A 24,991-nucleotide genomic window follows, 5' to 3' on the forward strand; every position below is an offset into this window, starting at 1 on the left:
TGTATGCTATTTGAAATCAAATCCGTAAAGCATGAGCAAGACCTAATTTCGTTCACATGGAATGACGTCGGGGGATTTTATAATGTATATAAGGATGGCAAGCATTTGTACGAAGGGTCCTACCCAGAATTTCAAGACGGAGACTTCAAACATGGCAAGCTATATCATTACATGATTGAGCGGGTTGAAAATAATCAAGTCGTCGATGTGATTGCCATGCAAACATCGGCCTTCGCGGAAGAGAAAAATGTCGAAAACCCATTGCAATTGCTTGTAATGACGACGATTGTCGCAAAGACGCAAATTGCGCTCTCCTGGGAGGAAATTAAAGACGTTGGGAAATATGAAATTTACCGAAACGGAGAATTTATAGCTGAAATTGACACGAATCGATTTATCGACCGTGACATCGATGTAGATCAATCGTACGTCTATACGATTCGGTCAAGACGTCCGTTGATTAAATCCGATGAACGGATGACATCTGCGAAATCTGTGCTGTCCAACCTGTTTGGCATGATAAATCCAAATACGTCCACATCAGAATCAGCTGTTGAAACGTTTACGACGGTTAAATCGATCGGCAAAATAAGAGACATGTTAAAGCCGATCAATGAGCGGGAGCGTGAAATTACGAACGTTGACCGGTGGAAATTCCGCTATACAACATTCCTTGAAGATGAGTGGATCCGAAATCCGAATCCGCTGTCGCCGAATCATTTTTTCAAAGGCGATGGGCGGGGTTTTGATCCAAACGGGGATAGCTTCCGAACGCGTGTGGACATTGAGTTGTCCTATGATGAAAAAGGAGAGCCGATGACATTCACGAAAGAAGTTGGAACGACAGTAGCGTATAATCATTTGAAACATTTCAAGGAAAAAGCGAAGGCCTCCGCCGATGGTATAACGATGAAGAGAACCGATCATAAAAAAGGAGAAAGTGGTTTTCTACTGGAGCATTCGGTCGGCAATCCGCTGACAACTGCACCGAAAATTGACTATGAAGTGAATGCTGTCTTCAGAAGGCATGGTACATTTGACATGTCTGGCTATTTCGATCCCGCTCCTCATCACGAAATCTATTTGATGAAAGGGAGAGGAGAAGCATGGCAACCCATTATCCAAGTTGAAAGCAGAGGGCTTGCCTTCATGTCGGAAGCGATTGCCTACCATTATTGGCGCTGCTCAAATTTTGAATGAACCATCGGCTTTGACAACATAATCGGCTTCTGTTATTATTATCTTGAATTCGAGATAATGTGATTTCAGATAGATAAAATGCAGATTGCTTGGGATAGCGTCTGCACAATGTAATTTCGTAAACGATTGGGGATTTCTTTTATCCCATTTGCAATATGAGAAATAGGGGGAGAGATTATGAAATATATTTTCAAACAAGGTGCAGACAAGTCTAAGCCGACCCTTCTTTTGCTCCATGGTACAGGTGGAACAGAACAGGATTTATTGCCGCTTGCGGGAATGATCGATCCCGACGCTTCCGTACTAAGTGTGCGGGGAAATGTTCTTGAAAACGGGATGCCACGGTTTTTCCGCCGCCTTGCGGAAGGTGTTTTCGACGAGAAGGACTTAATTTTCCGAACGGAAGAATTGCATACATTTCTTAACGAGGCAGCGGATGAGCATGGGTTTGACAGAAAGAACATTATCGCTGTCGGTTATTCGAACGGTGCCAATATCGCAGGTAGCTTGCTGTTCCATTATGCGAATTCGTTAAAAGGTGCCATTTTGCATCATCCGATGGTGCCGAGGCGGGGAATTGGACTTCCTGATTTGGCGGGAGTGCCTGTATTCATCGCTGCAGGGAAGAATGATCCGATCTGTCCAGCACAGGAGACGACGGATTTGCAGGAGTTGCTGACGGAAGCAGGCGCATCGACAGAAGTTCATTGGGAAATGAACGGACATTCGCTAACGCGGACAGAAGTGGAAGCAGCGGCGGAATGGTATCGTAAGAACTTTTAATGTAAAAAAGTCGACCCTTCATAGGTCGGCTTTTTTGGATTTATGCTGATTTTAATGAAATATACATTTCTGAAAGCAGTTCCTCCTAGATGGAACTGCTTTTTTCTGGTCGTGGCCAGATGAAGTAGGACACGGAAATGGCGAAATCGATTCCGAGAACGATCGCCCATACTTTCAACATGCCGGAGAGGGCTTCCGTTTTGGATGGATCATCGATCAAGTAAATCATTAGAAACAGGAAAGCTCCCCCGATAATGAATGCGAGCACATGTTGCAGCGAGCCTTTCATCGAATGCTTTGCATAGGCAAGGCCATGTTTGCGAACAGGCTTTGAACCTTGCTTTTTGACATAATATAAAAATTTTTCATCTGCCCACCGAATCATGCTTTTCCCGAAAGCGACTGAAACACCTAGGTAGATGGCGGCAATCGCATGGACTTGCGTGGCGGTGGCGCCGTTATAAAGATCGTTCGCTGTGACGATTAATAATAGAAGATCAATAACTGGGGTCAAGGCGAGAAAAAATAGACCGAGACGTTTTTTATTGAAGATATATCGTGTGACAAGCCCTGCTGCAATGACGACCCAAAAACCGATTTCACAAGCAATGATGATCCAAGCAATAAAATTCATAGAAACACCTCTTCTGACGAATTTGCATTGTTTGGAAATATCGTACCACAAATTAATAGATTCGCGTTCGCTAAATTGAAAAAGTCTGCCAATCGGCTGCGGACCGATTGACAAATTTTGTTCGTTCTTTGCGAAGGGCTCAATTAATCGCGCGAAGGGCTCAATTAATTCATCAAGGGCTCAATTAATCGCGCAAAGGCTCAATTAATTCATCAAGGGCTCAATTAATCGCGCGAAGGCTCAATTAATTCCACAAGGGCTCCATTAATCGCACAAAGGCTCCATTGATTCCTTAAGGGCTCCTTTATTCCCGCAAAGATTTCATTCCTCTCCCGCAAACTCATTCATTCGGCAGCTTAATCATAAATTTCGTCCCTTTGCCTTTTTCACTCTCTACTGAAATTGTTCCACCGTGCAATGTGACCAGTTGTTTCACGATCGACAACCCAAGTCCGAACTCGCCATATGGATTCGTTGTCCGTGAATCGATCGCTTTGTAGAACCGGCTCCAAATCTTCTCAATTTCCTCAGGATCCATGCCGATGCCTGTGTCCTCGATTTCAATAATTGCACTCTCCTCTGACGTATAGCCCCTCAGCCAAATTGTGCCGTTTTCTGTGAACTGGATACTGTTCTTTGTTATGTTGATGAGGACTTGGGTGAGTCGATCGTAATCGGCGAAGATGGTAGCTTTTTCACTTACCTCGACGATAATTGCATCTGCTCGTTCGGCGGCAGTTTCCTCTAATTGATCCTGGATGATGGCAAGTAGTTCCGTCAGTTGGATTTCCTGTTTCAATAACGTTACTTGATTTGAGCGGATTTTTTCGTAATCCAGATTTTCATTCACGAGTCTGATAAGCCTCATCGTTTCACTGCTTGCGAGCTGGAGGCCCCGCTCCTTTTCTGATTCTGAAATCATGTCATTTCGTAATCCTTCAATAATGCCGCGGATTGTCGTGAGCGGCGTTCGAAGTTCATGCGATACATCCGCCATGAATTGCCTCCGACGATTTTCTAGATTTTCGATTTCCTCTGCCGATTCTTCGAGCTTTTCGACCATCTTGTTGAAGTCGCCTGCAAGCTCTCCAATTTCATCAACACCTGCTGTCGGAATTCGTACCGAATAGTCGCCTTGGGCCACATTCGCAGTCGCCGATCGAAGCCGATTGATGCGCCTTCCATGGAACGTCGATAGAAGTCCGCTCACTAGCAATGTAATTGCGAGGGCAATGAACGTCGTATAGATTAAATAGCTGTTCATTTGCGAAATGACTTCCCGAGATCCTTTGATCGGGGAGGTTAATAAAACACCGCCGACGAATTGGTTTCGGTGGAAATAGGGGAGAAGGACGAAAGTGACTGCCTGTTCGAACCGTTTGTATTCTTGTTTCACGGTAATCGTTTTCCCGTTTTGCAATTCACGCCATTCTTCCTCGTTCAGTTCGATCAAAGGTGTTTTCAGGCCTGTAGAATAAATGATAGCCGACTTTTCGTCGAATAAAGAGTATTGGATATCTCGGCCTTCCAATACATATCCATATGATTTCAAAATGGAACGTGAATTCCTTTGATCCTGCTCGATATCGGTCAATATCGATTGTCCGTACGAAGCGAGCTCTTCGGTTTTATTATCATAGACGAATTGCTCGACGAAATGGGAGAACAGCAGACTAAGGATTAGAAAGGCGATGATGATGACACTAATATGACTTGCCAGTTGCTGATGGAAATATTTGATTTTCATTTTGTATCACCGGTCGTTTCGTCAAATCGATAGCCGACACCCCATACTGTATGGAAAAACGGCTGGTCTGCTTTCGAAACCTTCGATCGTAATCGTTTGATATGCACATCTACCGTCCGGTCATCGCCGTAAAAATCGTATCCCCACACTCGATCCAGCAGTTGTTCACGCGAAAACACCTGTTTTGGATGCTGTATGAAAAATTGGAGCAAGTCGAATTCCTTTGGCGTCAAGTTCGGTACAGGCTTGCCGTCTAATCGTACTTCTCGGGTCGACGTGTTGATCGTGAAATGATTTGTCTTAAGCGTATCATTGTCGAAATCATCATCCTTCTTAACGGCATAGCGCCGTGTAACAGCTTTAATGCGGGCCATGAGCGCAAGTGGGCTGAACGGCTTCGTCACATAATCATCCGCGCCCATTTCAAGTCCAAGGACTTGGTCGGATTCACTATCTTTCGCCGTCAGCATGATGATCGGCACAGCAACCTCGGCTTGACGCAGTTTCCGGCAAATTGTCACCCCGTCCATCCCCGGCAGCATCCAGTCAATGATCAAGCAATCCCAACTTCCTGACACTGCCCGCTCATACCCTTGAAGACCATCTTTCACGAATTCGCCGTGAATCCCTTCTTTTTCAAAAAACAGTTCAATCATAGAAGATACGCTTTCATTGTCTTCGATTACGAGGATGTTCATTAGCCGCCCTCCTAAGTAAAGTTTCTCTATTCATTAATTATAGCGGAATGAAATAGAAAAACCCGCTTAGATTGCTAAGCGGGTTCGATAATTATTCGTCTACTTTCATTGTTTTAAGTTCAATGGAAGCGCCATAAGGGTGAATGATAACACCCTTTAAGTTCGGCTTTTGCAAGTATGCTTTTCCTTCAAAGTATAATGGGCCTAATGTGCCGTCATCGACGAGCATTAGTTTCTCTGCGTCAATCAACATTTGAAGGCGCTTCGCTTCATCTGCTTCGACAAGAGCGCTGTCGATCAATTTCTTATACTCTTCATTGTAATAGTTCCCGCGAAGGCCACGCAGTGGTTCTCCGATCCATAAGCTTAAAATGTCCATCGCGTCGTTATAGTCTGCGCCCCAACGGGAAATACCCATTTGGAATTCGTTCGCTCTCATCGCATCCAAGCGACCGCTGTACGGTTTCGTATCAATTTGAACATCGATGCCCAAATTCTTTTTGAATTCGCTTTGGAGGAAGATCGCTGTATCTTTTGCAATTGTATCGTCCGCTGTCAAAATTTTAAGCGGAGGCAACTCGCCGACTTCGGCGATTCCTTTTTCTAAGAACTCTTTTGCTTTTGCAACGTCCATTTTCACATGATCTCCGCTCAACTCACGGAATGTTTTATCACCATCGCCATATACACCTGCAGCGACTAATCCGTAAGCAGGAACAGATCCATTATTCAGTACTGTTTTAGTCAAAGTTTCTGCGTCATAAGCAAGTTGGAAAGCTTTACGGATATTGACGTTGTCAAAAGGCTTTTCAAGGAAGTTGAATTGCAAATACCAGGAAATGAATTCAGTTTCCGTGCCGAATTCCGCGCTGTCCTTATAAGAGTCAACATCAGAAGAAGCCAAGTAAACCCGATCCAATTCTCCAGCTTCATACAAGTTCAATGCTGTGCTTTGTTCTTTAATAACTTTCATCGTTACTTTATCGACATCTACATTGTCGAAATCCCAATACTCTTTGTTCTTCACTAATGTAACGCCTTGGGCTTGATTGTATTCAGTCAATGTGTATGGTCCGTTATAAAGGATTGCATCCGCAGTCAGTGCAAATTTATCTTCCCCGACTTCTTTAATGAATTTTTCGTTCAAAGGGAAGTATGTGACGAAAGCCGTTAACCCTAGGAAAAACGGTGTCGGTGTTTTAAGGGTGACAACAATCGTTTTTTCATCGGGAGTTTCAATAGCGACTGCATCAGCCTCAGCCTCGCCATCCACAAATTCCTGCCCGCCAACAATGTAATCGGAGAGGATATTTGAATATGCGCCTGCTGTATCCGGATGCATTGCCCGGAGCCACGAGTATTTGAAGTCTTCCGAAGTGACAGGGTCGCCGTTGCTCCATTTGATGCCGTCGCGCAGATGGAATGTGTACGTTAACTTGTCATCTGACACATCGACACTTTCTGCCATTGCGGGTTGAGGTTCATTGTTCTCATCCAAACGGTAAAGTCCTTCCATTACGTTGTTCAATATGGAGAAAGAGATGCCATCTGTCGTCAACACTTGGTTCAAATCGGGAATGTCGTTAGCGAGGCTCAAGTTGACGACTTTTTCCTTTTTGTCATTCGTTTCGCCAGCCTTTTCGCCGTCGTTGCCTTTCGAGTCGGTGAAGCCGCAGCCGCTTAGAATGACTGCCATGACCAAAGAAATTACGAGTAAAAAATTGAATTTTTTCTTCATTAGTATCCTCCTAACCTACTTGTCTTTAGCAAATTTCTTCCCCCGCATGCTGTAGTGTCATTACGCCGGGGCGGTGATCGAGAAAGTTCTTATATGCAAATCCTTTCACTTCATCTTCGCTATACTTTTTCAATAGCTCATTGATCAGAGCTGGTTGCATTGAGGCATCTTCAAGGCCGATGATTTTTTCAGAGATGCCGTCAAAATCCGATCCGAGCCCAATTTGACGGATTCCTCCGAGGGAACAGAAGTGATCGATATGTGCGATAAGGTCTGATATGGATGCATCTCCTTTTTCGATTACAAAAGGTGGGTTGTATACGACGTGGATTAGGCCATTCTTTTGGAATAAATGCGTCGCCTGCTCATCCGTCAAGTTCCTTCGATGATTGCAGATCGTTTTCGAGTTGGAATGGCTCGCTATCGGATAATGAGCTAAATCCATGACATCCCAAAAGGCTTTTTCGCTTAGATGGGAAACATCTGAAAGAATCTTATTTTCATTGCAAAATTCAATAATTTCTTTTCCGAAAGACGTTAAGCCCGCCCCGCGTTTTTCTCCGACGCCATCCGCAGCCAAATTCGCATTATTCCACGTCAACCCGATTGATAGAACTCCAAGTTCGCGAAGAATCGACAGCTTCTGCATATCATTTCCGATGCAGTCGACCCCTTCCAGCGTTAGAAATGCGCCGATTTCACCTTCTTGTAGTTGGTCGAAATCGCTCCACGTTTTCAACGCTTTCATATTCGGGTTCTTGCCGATGACATCCGTGTAAAAATAGTGGATTTGATCGAGTGCCGCTTGGAATTTTTGGTCCGACTTCAAAGATGGTGAAATGAAAATGGCGAAAGCTTGGATGTGAACTCCGCCTTGCTTAAGTTTTTCGTACGTGACATCGAGCTCATTGGAATCTTTAAATGACATGTTCCCTTCTGCCTTATGCATTCTAGCTAATACGTCACAATGCAGATCAATGATATTCAACTGCTCCCATCCTCTCTAAACAGGCTTTCATATACGCCTCGAAAAGTCGCTTGGAAACCTGATCAGCGTTTTCCACCAAAGCCTCGGGATGCCATTGCACGCCAATGACAAAATGGTGATCTGGACTTTCAATTGCCTCTACAATACCGTCACTCGCTTTACCCGAAACGATAAGCGGGGAAGGGATATCCTTCAACGCTTGATGATGGAACGAATTCACCATAATTTTTTCTGAAGCTGCGATGGACTCGAGCAATGTACCTTTTTCAAGATGGACCGAATGGGATTGGTGATCCCTTTTCGCTTTTTGGTCGTGCTGCAATAAAGCACTTGCGCTTTGTGAGTGAATGTCCTGGTATAGCGTTCCGCCAAAAGCGACATTCAGAACTTGGTGCCCTCTGCATATGCCGAGGATTGGTTTATCCAAAGAGAGCATTTGCCTGACAAGCTCCAATTCAGCCGTATCTCTTTCAGGAGTAACGTTTCCAAGCTGTGGCAGCGGCTCTTCGTTGAATAGTTGAGGATTCATATCGCCTCCGCCTGAAATCAGTAATCCATCTAGCAGCTTAGTAATCTGCTTTGCGTCATTTTCCACCCCGGTTGGTATGACAAGAGGTATGCCTCCACCCGTGATGACCGCCTGGATGTACGTGTTTTGAATCGAGTGAGTAGTCGAATCTATGTTGGAAGTAATGCCAATGACTGGTTTCAATTCTCAATCCCCCTTTTTTATTTGTGAATTGAACTTAACTTCACCACCCATCAGAATAGTCTGACGAATAAGTTGTTATAACCTTATCAAACCTGAAAGAACCTTTCAAGCAGTTTTTAAACTATTTTATCTATTTTATTTAATTCGAAAAGATTGTAATACGGAAAGTTAAAATTAATTAAATAAAGTGGTTGAAATAAGTTGTTTCAAGCTTTATACTTATTTGAAAATAAAGAGAATTGGAGTGTTAGAAAATGTCTGAGCTGCTTGTCACGGTGGAACGGGGTCAATTGATAGAAAGTATACATAGAGGCGACATTGCAATTGTCAATGCGCAAGGAGAGGTGATTTCTTCCGTTGGCGATATCGAAAAAGTCGTTTTTGCGCGTTCTTCCATGAAGCCACTGCAAACGATCCCAATTATTGAGACGGGCGCGGCCGATCACTATCAGTTCGACGATGGAGACTTGGCATTGGCTTGTGCTTCCCATAATGGAGAGAAACAACATACTGAACGCGCTGCATCAATCTTAAGCAGATTGGATTTGGAAGTGGCTCATTTGAAATGCGGCATGCATCCTCCGAGGCGGCAAGAGGCGTTTGAAGAACTAATAAAAAGTGGGGGAAATGTAACGCCTATCCATAACAACTGCTCTGGAAAACATAGCGGAATGCTTGCGACTGCCCAACATATGAATGAAAGTGTGGACGACTATTACAAAATCGACCATCCCGTACAGCAGCGAATCCTTACGGTCATTAGTGAGTTGACGGATGTGCCGATGGAAGATATCCAAATCGGCATAGACGGTTGCGGTGTTCCTGTCCATGGAATTCCGTTACGGAATTTGGCGCTTGGGTTTGCTCGAATGGCTGATCCGAGCGAACTGGAAGAATCGCGACAGCAATCTATCCGCCGGGTGACGACAGCTATGATGAATGCACCGGAAATGGTCGGCGGCACATCCCGTTTCTGTACGGATTTCATGAAGCATATGGGAGGGAAGATGTTCGGCAAAGTTGGTGCAGAGGGGGTTTATTGTGTAGGGGTGCCAAAAGCGGGAATCGGAATAGCTGTAAAAATAGAAGATGGTAATGCGCGCGCCACTTCAGCTGTCATCATGGAAATCCTTAGCCAGATGGATTTAATTGATGAACAGGAAGCGGGGGCTCTTGAATCTTATCATTATCCTCCTCTATTGAATGCTAGGAAAGAGTTGGTCGGCATGTTAAAGCCTGTGTTCAGCATTTATGAGACTGCGAGATAAATATGATCCGCGTGTGAAGGGGTGAAAGGAATGAAGAAATTCTTATTCGTCAGGGTCTTCAATATCATCTTGACACTTGTTGTCATTGCGACCGCTACTTTTTTTCTGATGAAATTATTGCCGGGTTCTCCTTTTGATGAAGAAAGGCTGGCTGGGCTGACGGAAGAGGCGAGGACTGAGTTTTATGCCAAGTACGGACTCGACAAGCCTGTTATCATGCAATATGGAATCTATATGGGGAACTTAGTGAAGGGCGATTTGGGAACTTCCTTTTATTTCAAAGGGCAAAAAGTAGAATCGCTTATTAAAGATAGGATCGGACCTTCTGCATTACTAGGTTTGCAAGCTGTGATCTTGGGAATGTCAATTGGCCTCATTCTCGGTATGGTTGCCGCATTCAGGCATAATACCGCGTGGGATTACTTCACGATGTTCATTGCTGTCATCGGTGTTTCGATACCGAATTTTGTTTTTGCGGCATTGCTGCAATATTATATCGGGTTGAAATGGGGGATTCTACCTGTCGCTTTCTGGGAGAGTTATAGCAGCTCGGTACTGCCGACAATCGCTTTAGCGATGATGGTCATCGCCCTCATTGCGCGGTTCACGCGAAATGAAATGCTTGAAGTACTGCAGCAAGATTATATATTGACTGCAAAATCAAAAGGGCTTTCAAAATGGAGTGTCGTTTTTAACCATACGCTCAGAAATTCACTTATCCCGATCATTACCATTTTAGGGCCTATCACTGTCAGCTTGCTTACAGGCTCTCTCGTTATTGAAAATATTTTCGGCATACCGGGAATCGGCAGCTTGTTTGTTGACTCGATCAAAGTGAATGATTATACGACAATCATGGGATTGACATTGTTTTACAGTGCGTTTTACATTTTGACGATTTTAGTCGTCGATTTATTATATGGGATTATTGATCCGAGAATACGTTTGACAGAGTCGAAGGGGTGAGGATGATGGCAAACAATAGCGTAAAAGAATATGAAGGCCGGCTGGATGAATTGGTTGAAATGGATTTCGATGAAAATTCTTTTGAAGTCGTCGGCTATCAAAAAGATTCACAGGAAGTCATCACTCGACCTCAAATGAGCATGTTTAAGGAAAGCTGGATACGTCTCAAGAAAAATAAAGGCGCGATGCTAAGTTTGGTCATTTTATCGATTCTTATTGTCATGGCGATTATCGGGCCGCATCTTAACGAGTACTCCTACGAGCAGACCGATTACGATAAAGTGTTCCAGAAGCCGAGCAGCGAGCATTGGCTTGGAACGGACCGTTTCGGCCGAGACCAATGGACACGGATTTGGGAAGGGACAAGGATATCTTTATACATCGCATTTTTAGCAGCTACTCTCGACTTGATCATCGGAGTTATGTATGGAGCTATTTCCGCTCTATTAGGCGGACGTGTCGATAACGTCATGCAGCGGATCATTGAAGTGTTGGTCGGAATTCCGAATCTTATTTTGATCATCTTGCTTATTATGCTTATGAAACCGGGGATTGTCACAATTACAATCGCGATGGTCATTACGGGTTGGGTGAATATGGCGAGGCTCGTAAGATCACAAGTATTTAAACTGAAAACCCAGGAATTCATTCTCGCCTCCAGGGCGCTAGGAGCATCGAACGGCAGGCTTATTAAAGAGCATTTCATTCCGAATACGGTCGGTTTGATTATCGTCAATATGATGTTTACAATTCCTGCCGCGATTTTCACCGAAGCATTTTTAAGTTTCATCGGGCTCGGACTGCAAGAGCCACTCGCTTCTCTTGGTGTTTTAATAAATGACGGATTTCAAGCAATGAGAAACCATTTTTACCTCTTGCTGTTCCCGGCACTGGTCATTGTCGGACTGATGGTCTGTTTCAACCTGTTGGCGGACGGTCTAAGGGATGCGCTCGATCCGAAAATGAAAAAATGATGTGTTGGATGTAAAGAACAAAGGGGGGATTTCGATGAAGCCATTACTGGAAGTGAAAGACTTACATGTATCATTCCATACCCAGGCGGGGGTCGTTAAAGCCGTCCGGGGTGTCAATTTTACGATAAATGAAGGGGAAACTTTGGCGATTGTAGGGGAATCGGGGTCAGGCAAATCGGTCACCTCCAAAGCGATCATGAAGTTGCTGCCGGATAAAATCGCAACATACGATGAGGGACAGGTTCTTTTCGACGGTCAAGACTTGTTGGAAGCGCCTGAAAAGAGAATGGAAGTTGTCCGTGGTTCGGAAATTGCCATGGTGTTCCAAGATCCGATGACAGCGTTGAATCCTACGATGACTATTGGAAAACAAGTCGCTGAAAGTGTCATTAAGCATCAAGGATTATCGAAAAAAGAGGCGCAGAAGCGAGCAATTGAAATTTTGGAGCTGGTCGGCATACCGGAGCCGGCAACACGCGTACACCAGTATCCCCATCAGTTTTCAGGCGGAATGAGACAGCGTGTTGTCATTGCGATTGCCATTGCGTGTAACCCTAGGCTTCTCATAGCAGATGAACCGACAACAGCATTGGACGTAACAATTCAAGCGCAGATATTGGATTTATTAAAAGACATTCAAAAGCGGATGGGCACGGCAATTATCCTTATCACCCATGACTTGGGTGTCGTTGCAAATATGGCGGATAAAGTTGCTGTCATGTATGCAGGCAAAATTGTTGAGGAAGGAACGGTCAATGAAGTCTTTTATGAATCACAGCACCCTTATACATGGGGGCTGTTGAAATCGATTCCCGATTTGGATGCGGATGAAGAGCTCTACTCCATCCCTGGTTCGCCTCCCGATTTATTGCATCCGCCAGTAGGGGATGCATTTGCTGCGCGAAATGAATTTGCCTTGGCGATCGATTATAAAACCCAGCCGCCGATGTTCAAAGTATCGGACAGCCATTATGCTGCCACTTGGATGCTGCATCCGAAGGCTCCTGATCTATCGACGGTCATTCAAGTGAAAGAAAGGGAAAAAGTTGTAGTAGCAAAAAAGAGAAAAAGTAAAATAGGGGATACGTCCCCGATCATACAAGTGAAGGACCTACAGAAGCATTTCCATCTTTCCGGCAACAAACAACTACGCGCTGTTGATGGCGTTTCTTTCGATATAAAAAAAGGGGAGACGCTCGGCTTGGTCGGAGAGTCAGGATGCGGGAAATCGACAACCGGAAGAACAATCATCCGTCTATATGAACCTACAGGCGGGGAAGTGTACTTTGACGGCGAGCCTATTCACGGCCAGTTAAAAAAGGGACAGGAAAATCGAATGAAGCAAAAGATCCAAATGATTTTCCAAGATCCATATGCTTCTCTTGATCCGCGGAAAAAAGTGCTCGACTCTGTAGCGGAAGGGATCGATATCCATCGATTGGCGGCTAGTCCAAAAGATAGAAAGGATATTGTGCAAAATCTTCTTGAAATCGTAGGGCTGAATAAGGAATTTATGAATCGTTACCCGCATGAGTTTTCAGGAGGCCAAAGACAAAGGGTTGGTATTGCTCGTGCGTTGGCGGTAAATCCAGAAGTGATCATAGCGGATGAGCCGATCTCTGCGCTAGATGTATCGATCCAAGCTCAAGTCGTTAATTTGCTGAAGGATTTGCAGTATGAGAAGGATTTGACATATTTATTTATCGCGCATGATATTTCTATGGTGAAGTATATAAGTGATCGTATTGGTGTTATGTATTTAGGGAATCTTGTCGAGCTTGCTCCTACAAAAGCGATCAGTGAAAATCCTTTTCACCCCTATACACAAGCCTTAATGTCTGCAGTTCCGGTTCCGGATCCAATGGAAGAACGCGGCAGGGAACGCATCGTGCTAACGGGAGACCTTCCGAACCCGATGAATCCGCCGACTGGATGCCGTTTCCGGACGCGCTGTCCGTTTGCAATGGAAAAGTGCAAAGAGACACCCATTTGGAAAGAGGCAGAAAAGGACCATTGGGTTGCCTGTCATCTCATCGATTGAATGAAGCGATTCTGCTAGCGAAACAGTCTATATACCTAGTCATTATGGTATGATGGAAACTAATTAGTGGATGGATTAGGGAAGATGAGGAGAAAGAATGAAAACCAAAATTCATATCATCTCGATACATGAAGGTTATTTAACGATAATTTCAAAACAACTGGAACTCATTTTTGGTGATAAAGCAATCATCTCGAAATTGGTCGTCAAAGACTTGGATGGAGACAGCATTGCAGCAGAAGATATTGTCATTTTATCAAGATCGATTTTGATGGGAGTTATCCGTCCGTTCATTCCAAACGGGTGCAAGACAATCATTGCACATCGGGAAGTGAATATCGCGAACACAAAGCGATTGATTGATCTACCTGCAGGGCAGAAATTATTAGTTGTAAACGATACACTTGAGAACGCCCAGGAAACACTGGATTCCTTAAAAAACATTTTCTTTACCCATACGTATTATTTAGATGACGAAAACAATCCGGAGCAAGCTATTCCTGCTGATATCGATTACATCGTCACTCCGGGAGAGATGGAATTTGTCCCGAGCAGATATTCGAATGTCATCGATATTGGCGATCGATTGTTATCTTATGGCACGGTATGGGCGATTGCGGAGGCGTTGGAAGCAGGATTCACTCATGAGCAAATGGTGAATCGTTATGTAAAATCCCAAGTTTCACTAGCCGATCCTAATGCCGTTGGATATGAGCCGGAAAAGGACTCCTATACAGATGTTGCAAACCTATCGCAAAGCGAGATACTGTCCATTAACAAGAAAATTGAAGAGCATGGCTTTTTGAAGGAAAGCATAAAAATATTAACCATTTATGCTGAAGGGAAAGCCCAGTTAAAAACATTTGGACGGGTAAAGCTGAAAAGGCTACTTGAGGAACATGATATTTATTTATCCGAACAGCAAATCCGCTTGCGTTTGGAAGTGTTGCAAGAACTAGGGCTTTTGAACGCCCGCCAAGGAAGAGGCGGAACGACCATTACGAATTTAGGGGAAGGCTATTTGCAGGCAGATAAATTGATTCAATCATAAATAAACACCTCCGCCTCAATGGCAGAGGTGTTTCAGCCTGTTGACAAACGCTCGCATCCGTTGTTGCTCGTCTCGCTCGTCCGCTCATGAACCTTAGTTCTATTCGCGTCTTCGCTCGACTTCGCGCCTAGGCTGGCAAGCGTTTTCAATCAGGCTGAGGAAATTCCTGCCCATTGCCACTTGCCTTAAAATTTTTTTATTCCACCGGTGAATTACTAGTCAACGTCAATTCGACTGTCCGTTTTTTGGAGCCTGTGTAAACAGTGAGTGTCGCTTTGTCTCCAATGGAAAGCTCGGAATAAAGGAATTTACGCAGTTCCATTGAATTGTTGATGGCGGTTCCGTTAATTGCAGTAATGACGTCCTGCTCTTTTAAACCGGCCTTGCCTGCAGCGGATGTCGGGTCAACGCTTGCGACCATTACGCCGCCTTTTACTTCTTGCGGCAAGTTCTGCACATACATATATGGCACGTCAGCAAGATCTGCGAGGCCGACGCCGATATAAGGCCGTTCGATTTTGCCGTTTTTCGTAATTTGTTCAAGCAATGGAACGACTTCATTGCTTGGGATTGCGAAGCCAAGGCCTTCCACGCCGTTTTCTGCGATTTTTAGACTGTTAATGCCGATCAGTTTTCCGTCAGTCGTCAAAAGGGCGCCGCCGCTGTTGCCGGGATTGATCGCTGCGTCAGTTTGGATGACGTTCATTTCCCAGCTGCCCGCGGTCGTATTCACATTGATGGAACGTGAAGGCGCACTAATGATACCTTGCGTGACTGTGCCGGAGAAATCTAGACTGAGCGGATTTCCGATTGCGACGACCGGGTCGCCTGCACGCAATTTATCGGAATCACCAAATTCAAGAGCAGTATCGACTTGTTTACTGCTAATTTTCAAGACGGCCAAATCGGTCAATGCGTCGCTTCCGATCAGTTCGGCAGTCTCCTTTTCGCTGCCTTGCAATGTCACTTCGATTTTACCTGCACCTTCGATGACGTGGTTATTCGTCACGATATAGGCGCTTGCTCCGTCAATTTTATAAATGACGCCAGAGCCTGTGCCGTATTCCGAAAGCTCCGAGTTGCCGGCGAATCGGTTGCCATTAGATTTGAAGTTCGATACACCGACAATCCCTTTTGATGCATGCTCCACCATATCGGATAATGTTGCAGGAGAATCCGCTGACGTTTGAACGATATTCGGACTTGAGGAAGAATTCCCCGTCACAGCCGACGCTGTCTCTTCCTTATATGTTTTTGTTTGTAAAATATCAGTATTCGCTACGACTCCCAACGTAAGCGCGGAGCCGAGAATTCCCGCCCCGACTGTCGAAACGAAACGTTTCCCAAATGAACTTGCCATAATAAAAACCCCTCTCTTGTACTCGTTGTTTTCATTGTAAAAGGAAAGTATGAACAAATTATTACGGAGGGATGAACAAATGGTAAACGATGGGCGACTATAAAACCTTAGCAAACGGTGATAAACTATCTAACTTGCAATAGTTAGTATAGTCAGATAGAATGAATTCACAGACTCTTCATTCTTAATAACCGCAGCAAATGTAAGCGTATTCAATAGGAATGACACTACACACTCGCGCATATGGTGGCTTTGTGTGCAATTTTTGCACTTACTATAGCAATCTATAAAGAATAGGGAGGAATGGAACATGGTACAAGCTGTTGAGAATCACGTTTATGCATTTCCGAACACAGAAGGGGCAAAGGTGAATTTCAAGGAACGCTATGATAATTTTATCGGCGGAAAATGGGTTGCCCCGGTGAATGGTCAGTACTTCGACAACCCGACGCCAGTCACAGGCAAAGTGTTTACGCAAGTGGCACGTTCAACTGCGGAAGACATTGAGCTTGCGCTGGATGCGGCACATGCTGCGAAAGATGCTTGGGGTAAAACATCCGTCACGGAACGGGCGAATATCCTGTTGAAAATTGCTGATCGCATGGAAGCGAATCTTGAAATGCTTGCCGTTGCGGAAACGTGGGAAAACGGAAAAGCGGTTCGTGAAACATTGAATGCCGATCTGCCGCTTGCAATCGACCATTTCAGATATTTCGCTTCGGCAATCCGTGCGCAAGAAGGCGGAGTCAGCCAAATCGACAACAATACAGTGGCGTACCATTTCCATGAGCCGATCGGGGTCGTAGGACAGATCATCCCTTGGAACTTCCCGCTGTTAATGGCGGTTTGGAAGCTTGCTCCTGCGCTCGCAGCAGGGAACTGTGTAGTTTTGAAGCCAGCGGAACAAACACCGTCATCCATCTTAGTATTAATGGAATTAATCGAGGATTTATTGCCTGCTGGAGTCGTCAATATCGTTAATGGATTCGGATTGGAAGCGGGCAAACCGCTTGCGTCAAATCCTCGGATCGGAAAAATCGCATTCACGGGCGAGACGACGACGGGCCGCCTCATCATGCAATATGCATCACAAAATTTGATTCCGATGACGCTTGAGCTTGGTGGGAAATCGCCAAATATCTTCTTCGAGGATGTTATGGCGGAAGACGATTCATTCCTCGATAAAGCGATTGAAGGCTTCGTCATGTTTGCGCTGAACCAAGGGGAAGTGTGCACATGCCCTTCACGTGCATTGATCCAGGAATCCATTTACGACAAATTCATTGAGCGTGCAATTGAGCGTGTCAAGGCGATCAAGACCGGCAATCCGCTCGATCCGACAGTCATGATGGGTGCGCAAGCTTCGACAGAGCAACTGGAAAAAATCCTTTCATACCTCGATATCGGTAAGCAGGAAGGCGCCGAGTGCCTCGTCGGCGGCGAGCAAAATAAACTAAGCGGCGAGTTGGCTGACGGATATTATGTCAAACCGACCGTCTTCAAAGGGAATAATAAAATGCGCATCTTCCAAGAGGAAATCTTCGGACCTGTCGTGTCTGTCACGACGTTCAAGACGAAGGAAGAAGCGTTGGAAATTGCGAACGATACATTATACGGTTTAGGTGCAGGCGTTTGGACACGTGATATGAATACGGCGTATCGCTTCGGACGGGGCATTGAAGCCGGACGCGTCTGGACGAACTGCTACCATGCATATCCGGCGCATGCCGCTTTCGGAGGCTACAAGGCTTCTGGAATCGGACGAGAAAACCATCTGCAAATGCTGTCGCATTACCAACAGACGAAAAATATGCTCGTCAGCTATAGCGAAGACAAATTAGGCTTCTTTTAAGAAACACTTGATTGTTGAGTGAAAAGGAGGAATGCCGATGCCAGAACGCGTTCTTGCAACGGACGCCGCTTTGGAATTGATCGAATTATTGAAGGGAAAGCATGGCCCATTGATGTTCCACCAATCGGGAGGGTGTTGTGACGGCTCCTCTCCGATGTGTTATCCGGAAGGCGACCTGATTATCGGTGATCAGGACGTCCTTCTTGGGCATATTGGCGGCACGCCTTTCTACATGCATAAAAACCAGTTTGAATATTGGAAGCACACGCAGCTGATCATTGACGTCGTGGATGGAAGGGGAGGCATGTTCTCTTTGGAGGGAGTGGAAGGGAAGCGATTCCTCACACGGTCCCGTGCATTTACGGCGGAGGAGAATGAAAAACTGCAGCAAGAAGCATAAAGGAGCTGTCCAGAAAGTCAGTTTTTACTGACTATCTGGGCAGCTCTGTTTCTAGTAGCGCAAGTGATCATAAACCGTTGTAAGTGATCATAAATCCAGGTGAGTGATCATAAATCGCTGTGAGTGATCATAAATCCAAGTAAGTGATCATAAATCGTTACGAGTGATCATAAATCCAGGTGAGTGATCATAAATCCAGGTGAGTGATCATAAATCCAGCTAAGTGATCATAAATCGCTTCAAGTGATCATAAATCCAGCTAAGTGATCATAAAACACCCCTAACCCAAAAAAGAGACTGCCAAAAAGTCGACTCAGCGACTCTCCGGACAGTCTCTTCTCATATTATTGATTCGTTAAACTCAACAACTTCGTCAATAGACTCGCAGCAAATGCGCGCGTCGCTGGTTCAGTTGGATGGAATGCTCCATCTTCCAACGAGATGACGCCAAGTCCGCTCATTGTTGCAATTGCTTGGACTGTCTCTGCATCATAGTCTCCCATATCACCAGGTGGCGTGAATGTATTGGATGTAGGAAGATCGCCTCCAAGCTTGCTTTCTGCTACGCGCCATACCATTAGCGCTAACTGTGCACGCGTTACATTTTCAGTCGGCTTGAAATGACCGTCCTCCCCTTTGACAAGTCCGTTCGCAAAGGCAGTTTGAATGTCGGATTGCGTTGCGGCCGCATAATCACCAATATCATCGAATGGAGAGATGATATCAGCTGCTGGCAGCTGCAATGCACGAACGAAAATCGAAGCCGCTTGCGCCCGCGTCAATGCATTTTCAGGTTGGAATGATCCATCTGCATACCCGTTGAAAATTCCAAGTGAAGCAGCTTGCTCAATTGCATTCTCGGCCCAATGACCTTTAATATCGTTGAATAATGAGACTGCAGCTTCCGTCGTCACTGTTACGGAAGGTGACTCCTCGCTGCTCGTACCGTTTTCATCTACTGCCACGATTGAGAATGTATACGATTTATCTTCTTCCAACTTTCCAACCGTGAATGAATTCACATCGCCTTCAACGGATCCGACCTTTTCATCCCCGAGATAAATATCATATGTCGCAATCTGCCCCTCAGATATTGCAGGCTTCCAAGTGAGCGTGATGGCATCTGTTGAAACTTCTTCTGCTACGAAAGCATCAACCGGAATCCACGGATAGTCAGCTTGTACTTTATTCCAAAATTGTTCCGCTACGATTTGATACCCTTCCGGACTCAAGTGGATATTTTGTGGATTTGGCAAATTCACCTTGAAATCTTTTGCAACTGCATCAGCAGTTTGAATCCAATCAACATTCGGCAATTGTGCTGCCGTCTCAATTGCTGTATTCACACCCGCCAACAACTGCGCGAGCAAAGGTTGAATCTCTGCTGGTAAATGCGGATAAGGATTGTAATAGCCCATTACATACACTTGTGCGTCTGGATTGAGCTTATGGATTTCTGTAATGATCTTCATCAAATTCATACCGACTTGCTTGATCTCCATTTGAAGCGCTTGCTCGTCATACGTGACAGCAAACGTCTTCGGGTCAATCTTCACATGCGCAAGCACATCATTCGCACCCGCACTGATTGTAATTAAACCTGCACTAGCAATCGCGTCATGGAGCTTGATGGAATTGCCATCAGTATCTTTCCGCGTCGCATTTTCTTCGATATCCTTCAGCACGTCCTTTGTAGTATAGCCAGGCACAGCAAAGGATTTATTGAAAGAATGTAATAGCCCTGTTTCTTCCATAGTACCTGCAAGGTAATCGGCATAACCGTCACCCATTTCACCTAGATGGTCCATTCCGGCAGCAAGTGAATCACCTAAAGCAAGGTAACTCGCAGAGGCGACCCATGTCGGAGCGGCAATTTTAGTTGTACTCTCACTAACCGATGTGTCAGCGCTTACAATTTGAAGAGGTGCGATTCCCACATAAAGCAAGAGCGCGAATACAGCAAGCAACTTACATATGAACTTTTTTCCCATACTTCCTCCCTTTGGAACTGTTTTTCTACATTTTACCTGACAATTATGAAACTTTCAACATAGTATGTACTACCTTGTTGGACAAACATCTTGCTACTCCTAAATGTATGTCCGATTTTAAAAAATATGTGGAAAATAAAAAGGAGCTTCTCATAAAAGGAGAAACTCCGGAATATTGTTAAATAAATCGTTTCCTTTCCTCGGGCGAAGGGAGCATGCATGCACCTTCATTTTTGCCGAACCAGCGATAACGATTGCGCGCAAAATAATCGTAAAAGCCGTCACGGATATTACGTGGGACGAGTATAAATAGAAACAAGAGGTGCCACAAGCCATCTAGCTTTTTAGCAATATGAAGAGCCGCGGAAGACTTCGTGTACGCCTTTCCGTTTTCGATTAACACAATGCTATCAACGTCATCCGGAATGTTATATTGCTTCACATACTTTTCCCCGGTTTCACTTTGCAATGAAGAAAAAAGGAAGTGGGCGGCAGGATCCCGTTTTATAATGAACTGTACGCTTGAATTGCAGAAATTGCATTCTCCATCGAATAAAACAATCCGTTTCATCATCGTGTCTCCTTCCGACTTGCTTCTTCTTTTTATTATATCCTGTTCAAATGAAACGAAACACAATCTGTGCTTCTTTGATTTTATACAGAAAATTTGGTATAATAATAGAGGTGAAAACGGATACTACCATTTTTCTAACGTCTTCATTTCCCGTTACATTTGCCTTTGGTAACATGAGAAGGAGAGTGATTTGAATGGAATGCGTATTCATTGATCCGTACGAAATGGAATTGAGAAGGGACCCTGATTTTATCGCATCGCTTGAAATGATCGATGAAGGCTCGCCTGTCCATTATCCAAATAATGACCGCAAGCCAAAGTTGAGGGAAGCTTCCGGTTTTGATGCAAGTGAATTGCCACAGACATATCAATAATAGCATGTATGAGAGCTGTCTCCGATCTAGGGGGCAGCTCTTTTGTATTGCTTATGTATGAAAAATAGAAGTTTCAAAATTAAGAAACTAAGGGATAGATAGACAGATAGCATAGAAGAGATCGTCTTAATGCTTCCGATTATTAGACATAGGAGGAATCGCCATGAAGTTAGCACGAAATATTATCATCGCCCTTATTGCCGGTGTCGTTGTCGGACTCCTTCTAAACTTATTTGCGCCTGGAATTTTCGTATATGCTGATAAGTACCTGTTCAAAACGTTAGGCACCATCTTCCTAAATTTAATGAAGATGCTCGTCATCCCGGTCGTTTTTGTTTCCATTGCGCTTGGAACGATTGGCATAGGTGATCCTAAGAAGTTAGGAAGGATCGGTGGGAAGACATTAGTATTCTTCTTAGCTACAACCGCTATCGCTATTGTCATCGCCCTTTCTTTGGCACTCCTGTTAAAGCCGGGTGCAGGGGGGGATTTTGATACGACAGGAGCGAATTATGAAGCGGAAGAGGCACCGCCTGTCACCGATACGTTGTTAGGCATCATCCCGACAAATCCGATCACTGCAATGGCGGAAGGAAATATGTTGCAGATTATCTTCTTTGCAGCATTGGTCGGATTCGGGATTGCAATGCTCGGCAAGCGAGTGGAAAGAGTGACTGAATTTCTAGAGCAGGCTAACGAACTCATTATGTACCTTATCACTTTCATCATGAAGTTTGCGCCATACGGAGCATTTGGCTTGATTGCATCAGCAGTCGGCAGTCAAGGGTTCGACGCGCTGCGGGCGATGGGAATGTACATGGGTGTTGTTCTAGGTGCTCTTCTCATTCACTCGGTCGTCGTCTACGGAGGCTCGGTGTCTTTACTCGGCAAGCGGAATCCGATCTGGTTCTTCAAAAACTTCTTTCCTGCGCAGGTCGTCGCCTTTAGTACGGCGAGTTCTGCGGCAACGCTTCCGATTTCTATGAAGACTGCACAAGAGAAGTTGAAAGTGCCTGAATCGATCAGTTCATTTACACAATCTTTAGGCGCAACGATCAATATGGACGGGACGGCGATTATGCAAGGGGCAGCAGTTGTGTTCATAGCCCAGGCTTTTGGCATTGAACTGTCAATGGGACAGTTGCTCACTGTCGTCCTCACTGCCGTCCTTGCTAGCATAGGAACGGCTGCTGTGCCGGGTGCAGGGCTGATCATGCTGGCGATGGTTCTAACATCTGTTGGCCTGCCTGTCGAAGGAATTGCACTCGTCCTCGGTGTCGACCGACTGCTGGATATGGTGCGAACGGCTGTCAACATTACAGGGGATGCAGCTTGTGCAGTTGTCGTTGCTCAGACGGAGGGCGTCCTAGGTAATCCGGATGATGATCGCGTGCCGTCGAGTACTAAAACCGCCTGACTCAACGGACGGGAAAGCATAAATGAAGCTGTCCAGAAAATCAGCAAAGAGACTGATTTTCTGCGACAGCTTTTTGCTTGAAAACGATTGCGTCACGCTTATTTTCCTAAGTCAATACTCTCCCACACATCTTGGAGGTCATCTGTCAGGCGGATGGCCTGTAGCTCTTTTGCGGCTTGTTGTGCCATCGTTCCTTTACCGCCGATGAAAAAGTGGCTGTTCGGCTGCTTTGCTGCAAATGCATCAAGCTTCTTCAATAGGTCTGGCTCCTCTTCAAAAGGGATGGAAGTGGACGCAGAAAGGATAACGATGTCAGGACGGATCTTTTGGATCACTGCCTCGATGGAACCCGGTGCGGGGGAAGCGCCGACTAGAAAGGTACGCCATCCTTTTAGCATGAATTGTAACAGGACAAGATGAAGCGGGATTTCATGCCGTTCATATGGAAGGCATGCGGCGAGGGCCACAGGGGCTTCCGGATGATGCTGATTGTTTCTTCGGAGCTGCACGAGATAATCACGGACGGCGAGGCTTGAAACCGATTCTTGGTATTCATCCCATTCTCCTCTCTCCCATCGATCGCCGACTTCCTGCAAGAAAGGTTTGATGACTTGGTCCAACAAGGCGGAAAGTCCGACTTCGTAATTTGCCTGTTGAAGGGTGATCATCAATTCGAGCTCATCGCATCTGTTTCCCTTTTCCAATAATTGAAGGACGAATTCATTCAACCTGCCCTTTTGGAGTGATGGTTCCTTAAGGGAGGGAACTATCTCTTCTTTCATTTTATCGGCCAGTTGAACTGCTTGCCGGATCGGCATGCCTTCTTCACAGAGTGTTTTGACATGCAAGAGGAGATTGATGTCTTTCTCGCTATATATGCGGTAGCCATTTGGTAGCCGTTCGGGGCGGATAAGATCGTAACGCTCTTCCCATTTGCGGATGACCTGCTTGGAAAGACCCGTCATGTCCGCAACCTGCTGGATATAATAACGATTATTTGTAGTAGCTCTGCCCAAACCGGCCCCTCCTAACGAATTGCAAGATTTGGCAAAGATTCATACATATCAACCTATTATTAAAGAAAGTATCGAAGATGTGGTCTCTGTTTTTTATGAAAATGTATTAGCGGTTCCTAAACTTCGTAAAATTATTGAGGAACGGACACAAGTGGATTATTTGAAGAGCGTTTTAAGTGACTACATCGTGGAAATGTTTGACGGGCGGATAGATACGGAGTCCATCAGAAAAAAGGTGAAATTGGCGAACATGCACTTCAGCCTGGGTGTCGAACCGAAATGGTACATGGGTACCTTTCAACAAATCCAGGAAAAGTTGATCCGACTGATTTCCGAAAAGGTAAGCCCTTGGGAAGAACGGATGGCAGCTGCTACGGCCGTCTCCAAGCTCATAAACTTTGAAATGCAAATTGTGTTGGAAGAATACGAGAAGAAGAATGAAGAGTTGAGGCGTGAGCAATATGATATTGTGAAAAATGAATTGAAAGGAAAGATTTCATCCATCAGCGAAGACTTAGCAGGCCTAACGGAAGAAACTAGCATCTCAATTGAACAAGTGGATGCAAATGCACATGTCATTCGCTCCAGTATCCATTCGAATGTTGAGAGTGTGAAAATGATTCAAAGCTTTGCTGTCCTTGGAAATGAGAAGGTGGAGCAGTTGGAAGAGCAGATGACCTTCATTTCTGGGAATACGGAGAAGATGGTGAACCTAATCGGGGATTTGAAAGACTCCTCGAATGAAATTATCGATATTATCGAGATGGTGAAAAAGATTGCAGAACAGACAAACTTGTTGGCTTTAAATGCCTCAATTGAAGCAGCGCGAGCGGGGGACGCTGGTAAAGGCTTTGCGGTCGTAGCCCAGGAAGTCCGTAAATTAGCGGAGCAATCTAAACAATCCGTTGAGCAAATTACTGAACTCGTCAGTAAATCCACTAGCTTAACAGACCAGGCTGTCGGAACAATTGACGAAGTACGAGAAAGTGTTTCCCTTGGGATGAAAGGTTCTAAAGAATCACAAATGAAATTCATGAAGATCCTCCATTCCATAGAGGACAATAATGAGCATATTAGCCGAATTGAAACAGACGTGACGGCACTTGTGCAAGTTATTAAGGAAATAGGAAACGACACGAAGAAGGTGGCAGCTACAGCCGACAGTCTTCACCAGACAGCTTTGCAAATATAAGTGACAAGGAGTGTG

Annotated in this window: 22 protein-coding genes; 12 read left to right on the plus strand and 10 right to left on the minus strand. The window is 45.0% G+C overall.

Going from position 1 to position 24,991, the window contains the following annotated elements; all coding sequences use genetic code 11:
• The first annotated feature begins 3 nt into the window (after nucleotides 1-3).
• Nucleotides 4-1,200, plus strand: a complete 1,197-nt coding sequence (locus tag ACR65H_RS04190; RefSeq protein ID WP_440498900.1) for a DUF3238 domain-containing protein — start codon at nucleotides 4-6, stop codon at nucleotides 1,198-1,200.
• A 177-nt stretch (nucleotides 1,201-1,377) separates the two neighbouring features.
• Nucleotides 1,378-1,983, plus strand: coding sequence for an alpha/beta hydrolase (locus tag ACR65H_RS04195; RefSeq protein ID WP_440498902.1), 606 nt, complete (start codon nucleotides 1,378-1,380; stop codon nucleotides 1,981-1,983).
• Nucleotides 1,984-2,068: 85 nt separating this feature from the next.
• On the opposite strand, the gene ACR65H_RS04200 is transcribed toward ACR65H_RS04195, so the two are convergent.
• From ACR65H_RS04200 to ACR65H_RS04225, 6 genes are all read right to left on the minus strand, one after another.
• On the minus strand, nucleotides 2,069-2,617 hold the full coding sequence (locus tag ACR65H_RS04200) for a hypothetical protein (protein WP_440498904.1): 549 nt from the start codon (nucleotides 2,615-2,617) through the stop codon (nucleotides 2,069-2,071).
• A 340-nt stretch (nucleotides 2,618-2,957) separates the two neighbouring features.
• Nucleotides 2,958-4,364, minus strand: a complete 1,407-nt coding sequence (locus ACR65H_RS04205; protein ID WP_440498905.1) for a HAMP domain-containing sensor histidine kinase — start codon at nucleotides 4,362-4,364, stop codon at nucleotides 2,958-2,960.
• The gene (locus ACR65H_RS04210; RefSeq protein WP_440498907.1) at nucleotides 4,361-5,062 is read right to left on the minus strand and encodes a winged helix-turn-helix domain-containing protein; all 702 of its coding nucleotides are present in this window, start codon (nucleotides 5,060-5,062) and stop codon (nucleotides 4,361-4,363) included. The genes ACR65H_RS04205 and ACR65H_RS04210 overlap by 4 nt, the downstream gene beginning before the upstream one ends.
• Before the next feature lie 91 nt (nucleotides 5,063-5,153).
• Nucleotides 5,154-6,800 carry a peptide ABC transporter substrate-binding protein gene (locus ACR65H_RS04215; protein WP_440498908.1) on the minus strand — a complete coding sequence of 549 codons (1,647 nt, stop codon included), beginning with the start codon at nucleotides 6,798-6,800 and terminating at the stop codon, nucleotides 5,154-5,156.
• Between the two features lie 25 nt (nucleotides 6,801-6,825).
• Complete coding sequence (locus ACR65H_RS04220) at nucleotides 6,826-7,788, minus strand: dipeptidase (protein WP_440498910.1); 963 nt, start codon at nucleotides 7,786-7,788, stop codon at nucleotides 6,826-6,828.
• Nucleotides 7,775-8,500 (minus strand): gamma-glutamyl-gamma-aminobutyrate hydrolase family protein, encoded by a 726-nt coding sequence (locus ACR65H_RS04225; RefSeq protein WP_440498912.1) that lies wholly within the window; start codon nucleotides 8,498-8,500, stop codon nucleotides 7,775-7,777. Before ACR65H_RS04225 ends, ACR65H_RS04220 begins: the two co-directional genes overlap by 14 nt.
• Before the next feature lie 254 nt (nucleotides 8,501-8,754).
• Between ACR65H_RS04225 and ACR65H_RS04230 the strand changes: the two genes are divergently transcribed.
• From ACR65H_RS04230 to ACR65H_RS04250, 5 genes are all read left to right on the plus strand, one after another.
• Nucleotides 8,755-9,768 (plus strand): asparaginase, encoded by a 1,014-nt coding sequence (locus ACR65H_RS04230; RefSeq protein WP_440498914.1) that lies wholly within the window; start codon nucleotides 8,755-8,757, stop codon nucleotides 9,766-9,768.
• Nucleotides 9,769-9,798: 30 nt separating this feature from the next.
• On the plus strand, nucleotides 9,799-10,734 hold the full coding sequence (locus tag ACR65H_RS04235; protein ID WP_440498916.1) for an ABC transporter permease: 936 nt from the start codon (nucleotides 9,799-9,801) through the stop codon (nucleotides 10,732-10,734).
• A gap of 59 nt (nucleotides 10,735-10,793) precedes the next feature.
• On the plus strand, nucleotides 10,794-11,708 hold the full coding sequence (locus ACR65H_RS04240; protein ID WP_440499209.1) for an ABC transporter permease: 915 nt from the start codon (nucleotides 10,794-10,796) through the stop codon (nucleotides 11,706-11,708).
• A 34-nt stretch (nucleotides 11,709-11,742) separates the two neighbouring features.
• Nucleotides 11,743-13,749, plus strand: a complete 2,007-nt coding sequence (locus ACR65H_RS04245) for an ABC transporter ATP-binding protein (RefSeq protein WP_440498918.1) — start codon at nucleotides 11,743-11,745, stop codon at nucleotides 13,747-13,749.
• Nucleotides 13,750-13,846: 97 nt separating this feature from the next.
• Nucleotides 13,847-14,800 (plus strand): winged-helix domain-containing protein, encoded by a 954-nt coding sequence (locus ACR65H_RS04250; protein ID WP_440498919.1) that lies wholly within the window; start codon nucleotides 13,847-13,849, stop codon nucleotides 14,798-14,800.
• Between the two features lie 196 nt (nucleotides 14,801-14,996).
• Here ACR65H_RS04250 and ACR65H_RS04255 read toward each other — a convergent pair whose 3' ends face one another.
• Nucleotides 14,997-16,160 carry a S1C family serine protease gene (locus ACR65H_RS04255; RefSeq protein WP_440498921.1) on the minus strand — a complete coding sequence of 388 codons (1,164 nt, stop codon included), beginning with the start codon at nucleotides 16,158-16,160 and terminating at the stop codon, nucleotides 14,997-14,999.
• A gap of 310 nt (nucleotides 16,161-16,470) precedes the next feature.
• Here ACR65H_RS04255 and adh point away from each other — a divergent pair, with 310 nt between their 5' ends.
• Entirely contained in the window at nucleotides 16,471-18,012 is a 1,542-nt protein-coding gene (adh, locus tag ACR65H_RS04260; RefSeq protein WP_440498923.1) for an aldehyde dehydrogenase, read from the plus strand.
• 37 nt (nucleotides 18,013-18,049) lie between these two features.
• Nucleotides 18,050-18,412: a DUF779 domain-containing protein gene (locus tag ACR65H_RS04265; protein WP_440498925.1), complete on the plus strand. Its 363-nt coding sequence runs from the start codon at nucleotides 18,050-18,052 to the stop codon at nucleotides 18,410-18,412.
• A 344-nt stretch (nucleotides 18,413-18,756) separates the two neighbouring features.
• On the opposite strand, the gene ACR65H_RS04270 is transcribed toward ACR65H_RS04265, so the two are convergent.
• Together ACR65H_RS04270 and ACR65H_RS04275 are read right to left on the minus strand one after the other, a co-directional pair.
• Nucleotides 18,757-20,403, minus strand: a complete 1,647-nt coding sequence (locus tag ACR65H_RS04270) for an S-layer homology domain-containing protein (protein WP_440498926.1) — start codon at nucleotides 20,401-20,403, stop codon at nucleotides 18,757-18,759.
• Between the two features lie 178 nt (nucleotides 20,404-20,581).
• Nucleotides 20,582-20,974, minus strand: a complete 393-nt coding sequence (locus ACR65H_RS04275; RefSeq protein WP_440498928.1) for a thiol-disulfide oxidoreductase DCC family protein — start codon at nucleotides 20,972-20,974, stop codon at nucleotides 20,582-20,584.
• 197 nt (nucleotides 20,975-21,171) lie between these two features.
• On the opposite strand from ACR65H_RS04275, the gene ACR65H_RS04280 reads away from it, so the two are divergent.
• Nucleotides 21,172-21,351 carry a hypothetical protein gene (locus ACR65H_RS04280; RefSeq protein WP_440498930.1) on the plus strand — a complete coding sequence of 60 codons (180 nt, stop codon included), beginning with the start codon at nucleotides 21,172-21,174 and terminating at the stop codon, nucleotides 21,349-21,351.
• A gap of 163 nt (nucleotides 21,352-21,514) precedes the next feature.
• Entirely contained in the window at nucleotides 21,515-22,768 is a 1,254-nt protein-coding gene (locus tag ACR65H_RS04285) for a dicarboxylate/amino acid:cation symporter (protein ID WP_440498932.1), read from the plus strand.
• Between the two features lie 98 nt (nucleotides 22,769-22,866).
• On the opposite strand, the gene ACR65H_RS04290 is transcribed toward ACR65H_RS04285, so the two are convergent.
• The gene (locus ACR65H_RS04290) at nucleotides 22,867-23,784 is read right to left on the minus strand and encodes a MerR family transcriptional regulator (RefSeq protein WP_440498934.1); all 918 of its coding nucleotides are present in this window, start codon (nucleotides 23,782-23,784) and stop codon (nucleotides 22,867-22,869) included.
• Between the two features lie 28 nt (nucleotides 23,785-23,812).
• Here ACR65H_RS04290 and ACR65H_RS04295 point away from each other — a divergent pair, with 28 nt between their 5' ends.
• A complete protein-coding gene (locus tag ACR65H_RS04295; RefSeq protein ID WP_440498936.1) occupies nucleotides 23,813-24,976 on the plus strand; it encodes a methyl-accepting chemotaxis protein in 1,164 nt (387 codons plus the stop codon).
• Nucleotides 24,977-24,991 lie beyond the last annotated feature (15 nt).

This window comes from Sporosarcina sp. SAFN-015, assembly GCF_059415085.1.

Coding starts and splice junctions, on each gene's coding strand:
- ACR65H_RS04270 (WP_440498926.1), bottom strand. CDS start 20,403: ATGGGAAAAAAGTTCATATGTAAGTTGCTTGCTGTATTCGCGCTCTTG.
- ACR65H_RS04265 (WP_440498925.1), top strand. CDS start 18,050: ATGCCAGAACGCGTTCTTGCAACGGACGCCGCTTTGGAATTGATCGAA.
- ACR65H_RS04205 (WP_440498905.1), bottom strand. CDS start 4,364: ATGAAAATCAAATATTTCCATCAGCAACTGGCAAGTCATATTAGTGTC.
- ACR65H_RS04190 (WP_440498900.1), top strand. CDS start 4: ATGCTATTTGAAATCAAATCCGTAAAGCATGAGCAAGACCTAATTTCG.
- ACR65H_RS04240 (WP_440499209.1), top strand. CDS start 10,794: ATGGATTTCGATGAAAATTCTTTTGAAGTCGTCGGCTATCAAAAAGAT.
- ACR65H_RS04245 (WP_440498918.1), top strand. CDS start 11,743: ATGAAGCCATTACTGGAAGTGAAAGACTTACATGTATCATTCCATACC.
- ACR65H_RS04195 (WP_440498902.1), top strand. CDS start 1,378: ATGAAATATATTTTCAAACAAGGTGCAGACAAGTCTAAGCCGACCCTT.
- ACR65H_RS04200 (WP_440498904.1), bottom strand. CDS start 2,617: ATGAATTTTATTGCTTGGATCATCATTGCTTGTGAAATCGGTTTTTGG.
- adh (WP_440498923.1), top strand. CDS start 16,471: ATGGTACAAGCTGTTGAGAATCACGTTTATGCATTTCCGAACACAGAA.
- ACR65H_RS04210 (WP_440498907.1), bottom strand. CDS start 5,062: ATGAACATCCTCGTAATCGAAGACAATGAAAGCGTATCTTCTATGATT.
- ACR65H_RS04255 (WP_440498921.1), bottom strand. CDS start 16,160: ATGGCAAGTTCATTTGGGAAACGTTTCGTTTCGACAGTCGGGGCGGGA.
- ACR65H_RS04280 (WP_440498930.1), top strand. CDS start 21,172: ATGGAATGCGTATTCATTGATCCGTACGAAATGGAATTGAGAAGGGAC.
- ACR65H_RS04215 (WP_440498908.1), bottom strand. CDS start 6,800: ATGAAGAAAAAATTCAATTTTTTACTCGTAATTTCTTTGGTCATGGCA.
- ACR65H_RS04250 (WP_440498919.1), top strand. CDS start 13,847: ATGAAAACCAAAATTCATATCATCTCGATACATGAAGGTTATTTAACG.
- ACR65H_RS04230 (WP_440498914.1), top strand. CDS start 8,755: ATGTCTGAGCTGCTTGTCACGGTGGAACGGGGTCAATTGATAGAAAGT.
- ACR65H_RS04235 (WP_440498916.1), top strand. CDS start 9,799: ATGAAGAAATTCTTATTCGTCAGGGTCTTCAATATCATCTTGACACTT.
- ACR65H_RS04275 (WP_440498928.1), bottom strand. CDS start 20,974: ATGAAACGGATTGTTTTATTCGATGGAGAATGCAATTTCTGCAATTCA.
- ACR65H_RS04285 (WP_440498932.1), top strand. CDS start 21,515: ATGAAGTTAGCACGAAATATTATCATCGCCCTTATTGCCGGTGTCGTT.